Origin of the sequence: Roseomonas elaeocarpi, from assembly GCF_042433915.1 — a bacterium.
GTDB lineage: Bacteria > Pseudomonadota > Alphaproteobacteria > Acetobacterales > Acetobacteraceae > Roseomonas > Roseomonas elaeocarpi.
Map to the genome: position 1 here is coordinate 576,509 of NZ_JBHLUN010000005.1, position 11,834 is coordinate 588,342.

Sequence of the window (11,834 nt, forward strand, 5' to 3'; positions counted from 1 at the left end):
TCCAGGCGGGTCCGAACGACCCGGAAGGACGACCATGGCCAGCCACAGTTTCCAGATCGGCGATCAGGTCGAGCTGGTACCCAACTTGTTCAGCGCGCGCGGGGCGGAGGGCCACTACACCGTGACCCGCCTCCTGCCGAACGACTCGCCTGACCGCGAATACCGCGTCCGGCTGGGCCATGACGGGCAGGAGCGCGTCGTGCGCGAAAGCGAGATGCGCCTGAGCACAACCAGTGTTCTCGGACGGAACGCCGCGCGCGACTGACGCCGCCCGGTTGCCGCCTTTTCTTTCCTCGTCCGCAAGGTAGAGCCCATGTCCCACACCAAGCCCAGGTCCAAACCCGACGCGGAGCCCGCGACTTCTCCGGAAGAGTTCGAGGAGACGGTCGCCTACCTCGCCAAGCGCCACAAGGTTTCGGCCGCCATCGTTCGCGAGATCGCCCGCCGCGCCGAAACAACCGACCGCAGCGCGCTGGCCCGCGCGATCGAGCGCGACAAGTCCCGGCGCTGAGCTGTTGCCGGGCACGGCGTCCGGCGCGCGTCTGCGGAAGATTCTGCCCGCTCCTTGCCCCTGAGTTCGGAGCGGCACTGCCGGAGCTTCAAGCCGGGGGCCCTGATCTGCAGGTGGAGGCCCCGCCTTCGCTCAGGCGATAAAGCTTCTCGCGCGGCGCGGCGGCGCGAACCTGCCGATCAGTGAGCTGTGTCTCGGCCATCGGAGCATCCCGTTACCCGGCTCGGTCGCGCTTACCCGGTGAGTTACCCGGCTTGCCACGCGCTCGGGCACGAAGTTCCGGGAACAGACGAGGACACGCGCAGGCCGAGGTGGAACACCGGGCCCAGCCGCAGCAGGGTCACCGGGAACGTCTGGGAAATCCTGGGACCAGGGTCTGGCGGATGAGGTGGGATTCGAACCCACGATACGCTTTTGACGTATACGCACTTTCCAGGCGCGCGCCTTCGACCACTCGGCCACCCATCCAACGGATGCGGCGGATAGCGGAGGGCGCCAGCCACGGCAAGCCCGCCCACGACGATTTCCGGCCACGACCGTCCTAAAGCTCTCCCGCATATCGTGTCCGCAGCCGCGGCGGCCAAGTCCCCGGCGATGCGATACGCCGGGCGGCGGGCGATTGCTTTCTCCGCCCGCCCGCGCCTCAGCGGCCGTCGCGCCGCCGCCGCACGGTCGCGGCATCCACGCGCGGCAGCTCCACCACGTCGTTCAGGCGGACGTAGCCGCCGCCGCTGCCCAGCCGCCCCACCAGCCGCAGCCGCGCCGTGTCCACGTAGCAGCGCGCGGGATCGAGCACGCAGTCGTCGCGCAGGTGCATCGCCACCACGCGCCCCAGCACGATCACCTGGCTGCCGGCCGGCACCAGCTGGTGCAGGACGCATTCCAGCGCCACCGGGCTCTTGGCGATGCGCGGCGGGCGGACCTTCACGCTGGGTGCGGCTGTCAGCCCGGCCTCGCGCAGCTCGTCTTCGTCCGGCGTCCAATCCGCGGCGGTGACGTTCATCGCCTCCAGCCGGTCCTCGTCCACCAGGCACAGCACGAACTCGCCCAGCGCGCGGATATTGGCGACGGTGTCCTTGACCCCGCCCACCACCCCGCCGGCCTCGCGCGGGGAGCAGCCGATGCCCACGATCATCGGGTCGGAGGAAAACACGTTGAAGAACGAGAAGGGCGCGGCGTTGCGGACCCCCGCCTCGTCCTCGGTCACCAGCCAGGCGATCGGGCGCGGCACCACGCTCGCGGTCACCAGCTTGTAGCGGTCGCGCGGCGCGAGGCCGTCGAAGTCGAAGAACATCCCTGAACCCCGTCACGCCACCCGGTGCGGCGCGGCTTCGCCCCGCAGCAGCACGGCATCGAGGTTGTCGAGGCAGCGGAACCCCATCGCGTCGCGCGCCTCCTCCGTGGCGCTGCCCAGGTGCGGCAGCAGCGTGACGTTGGGCGCCGAAAGGTAGCCCGGAAAGATCGCGGGCTCCCCAGCGAACACGTCCAGCCCCGCCGCGCGCAGGTGCCCCGAATGCAGCGCCGCGCAGAGCGCCGCGTCGTCCACCGTGGTGCCGCGCCCGGTGTTCACCACGATCGTGCCCGGCCGGAGGGTCGCGATCCGCCGCGCGTCCAGCCAGTGCCGCGTCGCCTCGCCGCCGGGGATGTGCATCGACAGGATGTCCACGGTCTCGAGGAACTCCCGCTCATCCGCGTGGAAGCGCGCGCCCGCTTCCTCGGCAGGCGGCAGGCGGCGGCGGTTCAGGTAGTGCACCCGCATCCCGAAGCCCGCCGCCATCCGCGCCAGTGCCTGCCCGATGCGCCCCATGCCCAGGATGCCCAGCGCCTTGCCCTCCAGCGTCACGCCGCGCAGCTGCGTCGGCGCCCAGCCCGTCCATTCGCCCGCGCGCAGCATCCGCTCCGCCTCGCCGGCGCGGCGCGCGCACATCAGGATCAGCGTCATGGCGATTTCGGCGGTGGCCACGCTCAGCACGTCCGGCGTGTTGCTCACCACCAGCCCGCGGCGCCCGGCGGCGGCGAGGTCGATATGGTCGGTGCCGACGCTGAAGGTGGCCAGCATCCGCACGCTCGCCGGCAGGGCCTCGATCGTGGCGGCGTCGAGCGGATCGCCGGCGGCGCACAGGATCGCCTCCATCCCCGCTGCCTCCCGCACCAGCGCTTCGCGGTTGAGCGGCGCGTCCTCGGTGCGCGGGGTGCAGCGGTAGTCGCGCACTGCCCGCGCTTCCACCGCCTCCGGATAGCGGCGGGTGAGCAGCAGCCCCGGCCGGCGGGGCGTGGCAGGGTCGGTCATGGCAGCGGCGTCTCCGAGTTCGGCGCGAGGATGACCGCCCCGGCGAGCCTGCGCCAGGGCGCCCGGGAAACCTCGCCCGCGGCCCACGGTCGGACGGGCCTGGCCCAGGTGCATGGCCTGTGCTCCGTGCCGCCGCGACCGCTCCCCGACCGGACAACCCGGCCACGGCGCCGCTCCCCGTCGCGCAACAACCTCCCGCCGCCCGGCGAGACGGGCAGGGGAGGTTGCCACCGGGGCGCCAAGACGCCAGCTTGCCCGGGAACGCGGCTCGGACGCGCACGGGAGAACGGCATGGACCTCGGTTTGAAGAACAAGCGCGCCCTGGTGATGGGTGCCTCCAAGGGCCTCGGCCGGTCCGTGGCCGAGGCGCTGGCGGCGGAAGGCGCCTCCGTGGTGATCTCGGGCCGTGACCAGGCGAGTCTCGACAGCGTGGCCGCCCACCTGCGCGAACTCGGTGCCCCGAAGGCGCTCGGCATCCCGGGCGACGTGGACGACCTCGGGCAGATGGATGCCCTGGCCGACGGCGCCATCGCCGCGCTGGGCGGGATCGACATCGTGTTCCTCAACCATGGCGGCCCGCCGCCGGGCGCCGCGGTGGACCTGAAGGCCGAGGCGCTGGAGGTCTGGTTCCGCCGCGCCGTGCTGGCGCCGATCCAGGTGGCCAACCGCCTCCTGCCCGGCATGCGCGAGCGCCGGTGGGGCCGCCTGATCACCGTGGGCTCCACCGGCATGGAGCAGCCGATCGCCAACCTGGCACTCAGCAACGTCGTGCGCTCCGCCATCGTGGGCTGGAACAAGACCCTCGCGACCGAGATCGCGGGCGAGGGGATCACCTGCAACATCCTCGCACCCGGCGCCTTCCGCACCGACCGCACGCTGGAAACCGCCAAGGCCACTGCGGCCAAGACGGGCCAGTCGCTGGATCAGGTGGTGGCCGATCGTGCCAAGACGATCCCCGCCGGCCGCATGGGCGAGCCCGAGGAATACGGCCCGATGGCGGCCTTCCTCGCCTCCGACAAGGCGGCCTACCTGACGGGCTGCATCGTGCGCATCGACGGCGGCACGGTCCGCTCGGTCTGAGAATGAGCGGCGTGTCCGACCCGACCGGTGCGGGCGCGCCGCGGCCGCAGATCTACGTGGACGGCGACGCCTGCCCCGTCCGCGACGAGGTGTTCCGCGTCGCCGAGCGCCTGGGGCTCGAGGTCCATGTCGTGAGCAACGGTGCCCGCGGCGTTCGCCTGCCCGAGGCGCCCAACATCCACCGCGTCCTGGTGGCCGAGGGCGCCAACGCGGCCGACGACTGGATCGCCGAGCACGTCACGCCGCGCGACCTCTGCGTCACCGCCGACATCCCGCTGGCCTCGCGCTGCCTCAAGGCCGGGGCGAGGGCGGTGGCACCCAGCGGCAAGGTCTGGGACGACAACAACATCGGCAGCGCCCTGGCCGGGCGCGAGGTGTCGCGCCACCTGCGCGAGATGGGCGTGGAAACCCGCAACCGCTCCTTCGGGGCGGATCAGCGTTCCCGCTTCCTGCAGGCGCTGGACACCGAGCTCCGGGCGGCGCTACGCGGCCCGGCCCCGAAGCGGCCGCCCATGCCGGACTTCTTTTCCTGACCGTCGACCCACCCACCTGGTGAGGGGCGGGTGGTAACATGAACGAATGTCCATCTTGTGCCGCGCTCCCCGCCGCACGACCTGCGGCAGCATGATCGACGCGAAGAACCTCCTCGACCGTTTCCTCGGCGCCGGCAGCACCGGCCAGAACCCGCCGCCCGCCACGCGGCCGGGCGCGGCGCCCTCTCCCTGGACCGATCCCACCGGCTCCCACCACGGCGCGCCGTCGGCGGGTGGCCTGGGCGGGTTGGCGGACACCGCGCGTCAGGCCCTGGGCGGCGGTGGCTCAGGCCAGGGCGGCGGCTTCGGTGGCCTCGCCGATGCGGCACGCCAGGCGCTGGGCTCGGGCGGCCATGGCGGCCTGGCCGCCGGCGGCGCGGCCGGCAGCCTGCTGGGGCTGGTGATGGGCGGCAAGCGGAAGGGCCGGTTCAACAGCACGCTCAGCCATGGCGGCGCGGCGCTGCTCGGCGCCCTGGCCAGCCGCGCCTTCGAGAACTGGCAGGCGCGCCAGCCCGCGGCCCAGGCCCCGGTGGCGACCCCTGCCGAGGCGGAGCGGGTCGCGCCGCGCTTCCTCGCTTCCGCCGCTCCGGCCGGCGACGGGCAGCCCTTCGAGCTCGCCCTGGTGCGCGCCATGATCGCCGCCGCCAAGGCCGACGGCCACGTCGATGCCGAGGAACAGCGCCGGATCTTCGGCCGGGTGGAGGAACTCGGCCTCGACGCCGAGAGCAAGGGCTTCGTGTTCGACGCCCTGTCCCAGCCGCTCGGCGTGGGCGAGGTCGCGGCCTCCGCCACCACGCCCGAGCAGGCGGCCGAGCTCTACCTTGCCGCCCGCCTGGCGGTGGACCCGGACCAGCCGGCCGAGCGCGCCTTTCTCGAGGCCCTGGCGCACCGCCTCAACCTGCCCGACGGCCTCGCCGAGCAGCTGGACCGTCAGGCCGACGGGGTGTCGGCCTGACGATCGGGCAGGGGTAGACGCTACCCCTCGACGCCGCGCGGCATCCCTTCCTCGATCAGCCGCGCGTACATCGCGGCACCATAGGGGATGGAGGCGTCGTCGAACCGGTAGCCCGGGTGGTGCGGCGAGAAGCCTTCCTCGCCGTTGCCGACGTGGAGGTAGGCGCCCGGCACCTTTTCCAGCATGAAGGCGAAATCCTCCGACCCCATCACCGGCGGCTTGCCGAGCACGAGGTTCTCCTCGCCCACCAGCCCCAGCGCCGCGGTCTTCACCGCCTCGACGTGTTCTTCCGTGTTGATCGTGGGCGCGAAGATCAGCCGCCAGTCCACCGTCGCCGTGGCGCCGAAGCCCGCCGCGACGCCGTCCACGATCCGGCGCATCGCCGTCTCGATCTCCTCGCCGACCTCGCGCGAGAAGAAGCGCGCCGTGCCCGACAGCGTGGCCGTCTGCGGGATCACGTTGTAGGCGTCGCCGCCCCCGATCTTGGTCACGCTCACCACCGCGGGCTCGCGCGGCACGAGGTTGCGCGACACGATCGACTGCAAGGCCGTCGCGATATGGCAGGCCGTCAGCACCGGGTCGATGCTGACCTCTGGCCGCGCGCCGTGCGAGCCCTTGCCCGAAACGGTGATGTCGAAGAAGGCGCCGCCCGCCATGGCCGGCCCGACCCGCACGCCGTACTTGCCCACCGCCATGCCGGTGGCGTTGTGCATCCCGAAGATCGCGTCGCAGGGAAAGCGATCGAACAGCCCGTCCTCCAGCATCGCCAGCGCGCCGCCGCAGCCTTCCTCACCCGGCTGGAAGATGAAGTTCACCGTGCCGTTGAAGTCCTTGCTCTGCGCCAGGTACTTGGCGGCGCCCAGCAGCATGGTGGTGTGCCCGTCATGCCCGCAGGCGTGCATCTTGCCGGGCACGGTCGAGCGAAAGGGCAGGTCCGTCATCTCCTGCATCGGCAGCGCGTCCATGTCGGCGCGCAGGCCGATCCGCCGCTCCCCGTTGCCGGAGCGCAGCACGCCCACCACACCGGTCCGGCCCACGCCGCGATGCACCTCGATGCCCCATTCCTCCAGCTTCGCGGCCACGATGGCGGCGGTGCGGTGCTCCTCCAGGCCGAGCTCGGGGTGCATGTGCAGGTCGTGGCGGATCGCCTCCAGCTCATCCTGATAGGTCTTGATCGTCTCGAAGGCGGACATCGGAACTCCTGACACGAAGACGGGCATCGGCGCGGCGCTCACTGGCGCCGGATGCCCCAGAACACGAACAGGCCCTGCACCATGTCGGTGAGGTCGCGGCGATACGCGGTCTTGTAGAGGTACTGCCCCGTGGGAAGGTACGGAACCTCCTGCATCGCCACAGTCTGCAGCTCGGCGGCAATGCGCTTCTGCGTCTCGGTGTCGGGCGCGTCGAGCCAGGCTTCCCGCAGCTGCTCGATGCGCGGGATATTGGCCCAGCCGAAGAAGCCCTTGTCGCCGTTGACGCGCAGCACCTGCTCCACGGCCGGGTTCACCATGTCGAGCCCGGCCCAGGTGGTGTTGAACATGTTCCAGCCGCCCTTGTCGGGCGCGTCCTTGCTGGCGCGGCGCGTCACCAGCGTGCCCCAGTCCGACACCACGTAGTCCACGTTCATGCCGAGGCGGCGGAACAGGTCGTTGGTGACCTCGCCCAGCGCCGCCAGCACGGGGTTGTCGCTGGGCGCCATCAGCACCACGCGCTCGCCCTTGTAGCCGGCCTCCACCAGCGCCTTGCGGCTGGCCTCCAGGTCGCGCTTGCCGGTGATCGCTTCCAGCCCCGCGTCGCTCGCCATCGGCGTGCCCGGCGCGAAAAGACCCACCCCCGCCTTCCACATCGACGGGTCCGCCCCGGCGGCGGCGGTCATGTAGTCCTCCTGCGACATCGCCTGGAGGATCACCCGACGCACCGCCGCTTTGTCGAAGGGAGGGTACAGGTGGTTGAACACGCCGGTGCCCATGGTGCCCAGCGGCCCCGCCGAGCCGGTGCGAATGTCGGGGCTCGCTTCCAGCACCGGCAGCAGGTCGTTGCTCGGGTTCTCCCACCAGTCAGCCTCGCCGCTCTGCATCGCCGCGGTGGCGGTGCCGGGATCGGGCATCACCAGCCATTCTACCCGGTCGAAATGCACCTGCTTCGGCCCCGCCGCCCATTCCACCGTGCCGCCGGGCATGGAACCGCCCGGGCGCGGCACGTAGTCGGCGTTGCGCTCATAAACGACGCGCGCGCCCACCACCCGCTCATCCGCCTTGAAGCGGAAGGGGCCGGAGCCAATGATTTCCCGGATCTGCTGCGCCGGGTCGGTCTCGGCCAGCCGCTCCGGCATGATCACCAGCGCCGGCGGCCCCAGCTTGGCCAGCGCGTCCAGCATGGCGCCGAAGGGCCGCTTCAGGCGGATCACGAAGGAGCGGTCGTCGGGCGCGCTCATCTCGTCGGTGCGCGCCAGCAACGCCTGGCCAAGTGAATCCCGCTGCGCCCAGCGCCGGATCGAGGCCACGCAGTCGCGCCCGCGGACCGGCGTGCCGTCGTGGAAGCGTAAGCCTTCGCGCAGGCGGAAGGTCCAGCGTTTGCCGTCCTCCTCGATCCGGTGTCCTTCCACCATCTGCGGCTGCGGCCGCAGCTGCGCGTCGAGGCCGTAGAGCTGGTCCCACACCATCAGCGCGTGGGTGCGGGTGATGTAGGCGGTGGTGACCACCGGATCGACCACCGTGAGGTCCGCCTGCGGCACGTAGCGCAGCACCCGCGAGGAACGACCTTGGGCCAGCGCCGGACGGCTCAGCCGGGTGGGCAGCAGGGCGGCCGCCCCCGCGGCGGTCAGCAGCGTGCGTCGGAACATCTGGATTCTCGGCTCCCCGAACAGTGTTGAGCGGGGCCCTGCATCCGGCGTCGGCGCGTTTCGCGCTTCTGGGGGCAGAGGAAACAGGCTCCGGCGCCGGCAGGCAAGCCCGTGCGCCGCCTGCCTACGAAGGCCGGCGCCGCGCATGAGGGGCGTGGCGGAACCCTGCCGAACCCACCGGCCCGATTGCCTCTTGCCCGATGCTCCCTTGCTCGATGCCCTCTTGCCCTGGGCGGGGCCCGGCGGCAGGAAGGCCCGATGAAAGCTGCCCGATCCTCCAGGCAGGAGCCCACCGTGGCGCAGACCGCCCGGGCCCGGCTGCGGGACGACCAGGCGCGCGGCCGCGTCCGCTTCATGCGCGCCCGCCTGACCGAAGCCTCCGCGCGCTTCGAGCAGAGCTTCCGTGCCGTGCTGGCGCTGCGGCTCCAGGATGCGGCGGGCGTCGACCCGCGCTTCGCCGAGCTGGCGCGCCGCCTCGCCACCCTGCCGCGCCGGAACTGACGGGCCCGGCCGCGCAGATGCGAGGCCGGGTGCCGCGCAGCCGCCCCGGATGATGCGCTGCGGCAACAGTCTTGGATTCTCCGCTTTCCATCGCATCGCTGTCTGCGGCCCGGCGTTGATCACGCACGCCATCCATTCCGCCACAGGATCTCCAGTGCCATGTCGGACACGACCCAGAAGCGCCCGTCGCTGACGGCCATGAAGGACTTCAGCAAGAAGGCCGTCGCGGCCTCGAAGACAAAGGCCCGCAGTTCGCTCGACCGGCTTTACCGCGGCGTCGCCGCCGGCCTCAGGGTGTTCGGAGGCAAGAGCCTGGCTGATCGCTGAGGGCGCTCTTCCGCCCCTCTCAACCCTGAGCCGCTGCGGGCATCAATCCCGCGGCGGCGCCGGCTTCCCACGCGCGTGGCAGGTGCTGCGGCCAGCCCCGACAGCCTTTTCGGGGCAACTGCCTCCGCTGCTCGGCCGTTTGCATGCCAGGGGCGGGCTGCCCTGGAAGGCGGCCGCTTTCCACACCCGGCAAGCAGCGGAGAACCCAGCATGTCCGATATCAAGGGCCGCAAGGTCGCGATCCTGGCGACCGACGGCGTGGAGCGCGTGGAACTGACGGAGCCGATGAAGGCCCTGCGCGACGCCGGTGCCGAGGTCACCGTGGTGTCGCTGAAGACCGGCGAGATCCAGGCCATGGACCAGGACACCAACCCGTCGGAGAAGATCCGCGTCGACCTCGCCGTGGCCGATGCCAAGCCCGAGCAGTTCGACGCCCTGGTGCTCCCCGGCGGCACCACCAACCCGGACAAGCTGCGCCTCGACAAGGATGCGGTCGCCTTCGCGCGCGCCTTTGCCGAGGCCGGGAAGCCGGTGGGGGCGATCTGCCACGGTCCCTGGACCCTGGTGGAAGCCGACGTGGTGAAGGGCCGCCACCTGACCTCCTATCCTTCCCTCCAGACCGACCTGCGCAACGCCGGCGCCCGCTGGAGCGACGAGACCTGCGTGGTGGACAACAACTTCGTCACCTCGCGGAACCCCAAGGACCTGCCGGCCTTCTGCCGCAACCTCGTGGAAACCATCGGCAAGGCGGCCTGAGCCGCCGCGCCGGCGGGTGGGGGGGCTCCCGGCCATCCTCACCCGCTGGCAACGCCCCGGCAAAGCTTCGACACTGGCTTTGCCGGGCGTTTCCTGTTCCAAGCGCGCCCATGCGCCAGGCCTCGACCACCTCCCGCTTCCGCATCGCCGTCCCGCTCGCCCTCGGCGTCGCGCTCCTGGCGCTGCCGTCCACTCATCCCGCCGGTGCGCAGGACGGGCCGGCGGCGGTGAGCCCGGCACCCGCGAGCCCCGCAGCACCGGACGCGGCCGCCCCGTCGACGCCCCCACAGGCGACCTTGCCGGCAACCCCATCCGCCGCGCCGCCCCCGCCCGCCGCATCCGCCGCGGCCATCCCGACGCTGGCGCAGCTCTGGTCGCACCTGCCCGACCGCGCCGGCCCGTTCCGCCGCGCCGAGGTGTCCCAGCCCCCCGCCGCGCCCGACGGCACCGAGGGGCTGATGGCCCGCTACACCGCCCGCCTAGGCAGCGGCGATATCCTGCGCGATGCCGAGGCCAGGCTGTTCCTGTACGGCCGCCCAGGGCAGCCGGTCGCGGATGGTGCCAACGTCGCCAGCCTCGTCACCGAGCTCGACATCGACACCAACAACCTGCGCGACGAGATCCGCCACCGACCCGCCGGCCGCAACGGCATCAGCAACGAGAGCACCGCCTTTCTCGGCGCCGGCGGCGCGCCGCTGCTGCAATGCCGCGTCCTGGAACTGCCGGTGCAGCCGCACGCGAAGGGGGAGCCCGCGCGGCTGCGCAGCGAAACGCTGTGCATCGGCGGTGCCGCCGGCCGCGCCGTGAAGCTCTACGTGGTGTCGAACTACCGCGAGGTCCGTCGCGCGCAGATGCAGCAGGACATCTCGGAAATGGCGATTGCCCTCCTGCGGGGCATTCGCGACGCGCAACGCTCCTGAGGCGGGCACCATGCGGCACGAATCGGTGCCGCGCCGCACCCTTGCCGCCTTGTGAGGACCCGCCGCCCGCCGGATAAGTCGCGCCGCACACTGCAGGAAGGCGGCGCCCGATGAGCTACAAGATCCTCTTCATCGATCCCCTGGCCCCGTCGCGGATGGAATCGCTGCGCGCCCTGGCCTTCGAGGGCTTCACGCTGGACACCACCACCGGCCGCGACGAGGCGACGCAGCTCGCCGCGGTGCGCGACGCCGACTTCCTGATCTCCGGCGACCTGCCGATCACCCGCGCGATGCTGGAGGCCGGCACCCGGCTGAAGGGCGTCCACAAGTGGGGCGTGGGCATCGACAACTTCGACCTCGACGCCGCGCGCGACCACGGCGTGCGGGTGATGCGCACCACCGGCTCCAACGCCATCCCCGTGGCGGAAACCGCGCTGGCGCTGATCATGGCGACCTCGCGCGGGATCCTGGCCGGTCACCAGGGCATGCAGCGCGGCGAGTGGCTGAAGGGCGCGGTCGGCGTGAACTGCTTCATGCTCACCGGCAAGACCGTGGGCCTCGTCGGCCTGGGCGCCATCGCCAAGAGCCTGGCACGGATCCTCACGGGCTTCGGCTGCCGCATCCTCTACACCAAGCCGACGCCGATCCCCGTCGAGGAAGCGCGCGCCTTGGGCGTCGAGCACGTCGACCTCGACACGCTGCTGCGCGAATCCGACATCGTGTCGCTCCATTGCGCGCTGACGCCGCAGACGCGCGGGCTGATCGCCACGCCCCAGCTGCGCGCCATGAAGAAGACCGCCATCCTGATCAACGTCGCCCGCGGCGGCGTGGTGGTGGAAGCCGACCTGGTGGCGGCGCTGCGTGACGGCACGATCCGTGCCGCCGGCGTGGACGTGTTCGAGACCGAGCCCACCGACCCCGCCAACCCGCTGCTCCACCTGCCCAACTGCGTCTGCACCCCGCATATCGGTGCCGCCGCGGCCGACAACTTCGCCAAGACCGTGACGCGCATGTTCACCAACATCGCCTGCGTGGCGCGCGGCGAGGAGGTCGCGCCCCTCGACCTCGTGGTCTGAACGGGAAGCGGGCAGGGGGCCCGCCGCCCTCGCTTGGCAGGGC

14 protein-coding genes and 1 tRNA gene are annotated in these 11,834 nt (G+C 71.9%); 10 read left to right on the forward strand and 5 right to left on the reverse strand.

Going from position 1 to position 11,834, the window contains the following annotated elements; genetic code table 11:
• Nucleotides 1-34 precede the first annotated feature (34 nt).
• Nucleotides 35-265, forward strand: coding sequence for a hypothetical protein (locus tag ACFFGY_RS08335; protein WP_377043997.1), 231 nt, complete (start codon nucleotides 35-37; stop codon nucleotides 263-265).
• Between the two features lie 48 nt (nucleotides 266-313).
• Nucleotides 314-511 (forward strand): hypothetical protein, encoded by a 198-nt coding sequence (locus ACFFGY_RS08340; RefSeq protein WP_377043998.1) that lies wholly within the window; start codon nucleotides 314-316, stop codon nucleotides 509-511.
• Between the two features lie 377 nt (nucleotides 512-888).
• On the opposite strand, the gene ACFFGY_RS08345 is transcribed toward ACFFGY_RS08340, so the two are convergent.
• The 3 genes from ACFFGY_RS08345 to ACFFGY_RS08355 form a co-directional block, all read right to left on the reverse strand.
• Nucleotides 889-979 (reverse strand) — tRNA-Ser (locus tag ACFFGY_RS08345).
• A gap of 175 nt (nucleotides 980-1,154) precedes the next feature.
• Nucleotides 1,155-1,805: a flavin reductase family protein gene (locus ACFFGY_RS08350; protein ID WP_377043999.1), complete on the reverse strand. Its 651-nt coding sequence runs from the start codon at nucleotides 1,803-1,805 to the stop codon at nucleotides 1,155-1,157.
• Between the two features lie 12 nt (nucleotides 1,806-1,817).
• Nucleotides 1,818-2,801: a 2-hydroxyacid dehydrogenase gene (locus ACFFGY_RS08355; RefSeq protein ID WP_377044000.1), complete on the reverse strand. Its 984-nt coding sequence runs from the start codon at nucleotides 2,799-2,801 to the stop codon at nucleotides 1,818-1,820.
• A 291-nt stretch (nucleotides 2,802-3,092) separates the two neighbouring features.
• On the opposite strand from ACFFGY_RS08355, the gene ACFFGY_RS08360 reads away from it, so the two are divergent.
• From ACFFGY_RS08360 to ACFFGY_RS08370, 3 genes are all read left to right on the forward strand, one after another.
• Nucleotides 3,093-3,881 carry an SDR family oxidoreductase gene (locus tag ACFFGY_RS08360; protein ID WP_377044001.1) on the forward strand — a complete coding sequence of 263 codons (789 nt, stop codon included), beginning with the start codon at nucleotides 3,093-3,095 and terminating at the stop codon, nucleotides 3,879-3,881.
• An 11-nt stretch (nucleotides 3,882-3,892) separates the two neighbouring features.
• Nucleotides 3,893-4,414 carry a YaiI/YqxD family protein gene (locus ACFFGY_RS08365; protein ID WP_377044002.1) on the forward strand — a complete coding sequence of 174 codons (522 nt, stop codon included), beginning with the start codon at nucleotides 3,893-3,895 and terminating at the stop codon, nucleotides 4,412-4,414.
• 91 nt (nucleotides 4,415-4,505) lie between these two features.
• A complete protein-coding gene (locus ACFFGY_RS08370; protein ID WP_377044003.1) occupies nucleotides 4,506-5,369 on the forward strand; it encodes a tellurite resistance TerB family protein in 864 nt (287 codons plus the stop codon).
• Nucleotides 5,370-5,389: 20 nt separating this feature from the next.
• On the opposite strand, the gene ACFFGY_RS08375 is transcribed toward ACFFGY_RS08370, so the two are convergent.
• Together ACFFGY_RS08375 and ACFFGY_RS08380 are read right to left on the reverse strand one after the other, a co-directional pair.
• A complete protein-coding gene (locus ACFFGY_RS08375; RefSeq protein ID WP_377044004.1) occupies nucleotides 5,390-6,562 on the reverse strand; it encodes a M20 aminoacylase family protein in 1,173 nt (390 codons plus the stop codon).
• 38 nt (nucleotides 6,563-6,600) lie between these two features.
• Complete coding sequence (locus tag ACFFGY_RS08380) at nucleotides 6,601-8,211, reverse strand: ABC transporter substrate-binding protein (RefSeq protein WP_377044005.1); 1,611 nt, start codon at nucleotides 8,209-8,211, stop codon at nucleotides 6,601-6,603.
• A 258-nt stretch (nucleotides 8,212-8,469) separates the two neighbouring features.
• Here ACFFGY_RS08380 and ACFFGY_RS08385 point away from each other — a divergent pair, with 258 nt between their 5' ends.
• The 5 genes from ACFFGY_RS08385 to ACFFGY_RS08405 all read left to right on the forward strand — a co-directional run bounded on the left by ACFFGY_RS08385 (nucleotide 8,470) and on the right by ACFFGY_RS08405 (nucleotide 11,791).
• Nucleotides 8,470-8,712 carry a hypothetical protein gene (locus tag ACFFGY_RS08385; RefSeq protein WP_377044006.1) on the forward strand — a complete coding sequence of 81 codons (243 nt, stop codon included), beginning with the start codon at nucleotides 8,470-8,472 and terminating at the stop codon, nucleotides 8,710-8,712.
• Between the two features lie 159 nt (nucleotides 8,713-8,871).
• Nucleotides 8,872-9,039, forward strand: a complete 168-nt coding sequence (locus ACFFGY_RS08390) for a hypothetical protein (protein ID WP_377044007.1) — start codon at nucleotides 8,872-8,874, stop codon at nucleotides 9,037-9,039.
• A gap of 210 nt (nucleotides 9,040-9,249) precedes the next feature.
• Complete coding sequence (locus tag ACFFGY_RS08395) at nucleotides 9,250-9,795, forward strand: type 1 glutamine amidotransferase domain-containing protein (protein WP_377044008.1); 546 nt, start codon at nucleotides 9,250-9,252, stop codon at nucleotides 9,793-9,795.
• A 110-nt stretch (nucleotides 9,796-9,905) separates the two neighbouring features.
• Nucleotides 9,906-10,715, forward strand: coding sequence for a hypothetical protein (locus tag ACFFGY_RS08400; protein ID WP_377044009.1), 810 nt, complete (start codon nucleotides 9,906-9,908; stop codon nucleotides 10,713-10,715).
• Nucleotides 10,716-10,825: 110 nt separating this feature from the next.
• Nucleotides 10,826-11,791 carry an NAD(P)-dependent oxidoreductase gene (locus ACFFGY_RS08405; protein ID WP_377044010.1) on the forward strand — a complete coding sequence of 322 codons (966 nt, stop codon included), beginning with the start codon at nucleotides 10,826-10,828 and terminating at the stop codon, nucleotides 11,789-11,791.
• Nucleotides 11,792-11,834: the final 43 nt, after the last annotated feature.

Coding starts and splice junctions, on each gene's coding strand:
- ACFFGY_RS08335 (WP_377043997.1), top strand. CDS start 35: ATGGCCAGCCACAGTTTCCAGATCGGCGATCAGGTCGAGCTGGTACCC.
- ACFFGY_RS08340 (WP_377043998.1), top strand. CDS start 314: ATGTCCCACACCAAGCCCAGGTCCAAACCCGACGCGGAGCCCGCGACT.
- ACFFGY_RS08350 (WP_377043999.1), bottom strand. CDS start 1,805: ATGTTCTTCGACTTCGACGGCCTCGCGCCGCGCGACCGCTACAAGCTG.
- ACFFGY_RS08355 (WP_377044000.1), bottom strand. CDS start 2,801: ATGACCGACCCTGCCACGCCCCGCCGGCCGGGGCTGCTGCTCACCCGC.
- ACFFGY_RS08360 (WP_377044001.1), top strand. CDS start 3,093: ATGGACCTCGGTTTGAAGAACAAGCGCGCCCTGGTGATGGGTGCCTCC.
- ACFFGY_RS08370 (WP_377044003.1), top strand. CDS start 4,506: ATGATCGACGCGAAGAACCTCCTCGACCGTTTCCTCGGCGCCGGCAGC.
- ACFFGY_RS08375 (WP_377044004.1), bottom strand. CDS start 6,562: ATGTCCGCCTTCGAGACGATCAAGACCTATCAGGATGAGCTGGAGGCG.
- ACFFGY_RS08380 (WP_377044005.1), bottom strand. CDS start 8,211: ATGTTCCGACGCACGCTGCTGACCGCCGCGGGGGCGGCCGCCCTGCTG.
- ACFFGY_RS08385 (WP_377044006.1), top strand. CDS start 8,470: ATGAAAGCTGCCCGATCCTCCAGGCAGGAGCCCACCGTGGCGCAGACC.
- ACFFGY_RS08390 (WP_377044007.1), top strand. CDS start 8,872: ATGTCGGACACGACCCAGAAGCGCCCGTCGCTGACGGCCATGAAGGAC.
- ACFFGY_RS08395 (WP_377044008.1), top strand. CDS start 9,250: ATGTCCGATATCAAGGGCCGCAAGGTCGCGATCCTGGCGACCGACGGC.
- ACFFGY_RS08400 (WP_377044009.1), top strand. CDS start 9,906: ATGCGCCAGGCCTCGACCACCTCCCGCTTCCGCATCGCCGTCCCGCTC.
- ACFFGY_RS08405 (WP_377044010.1), top strand. CDS start 10,826: ATGAGCTACAAGATCCTCTTCATCGATCCCCTGGCCCCGTCGCGGATG.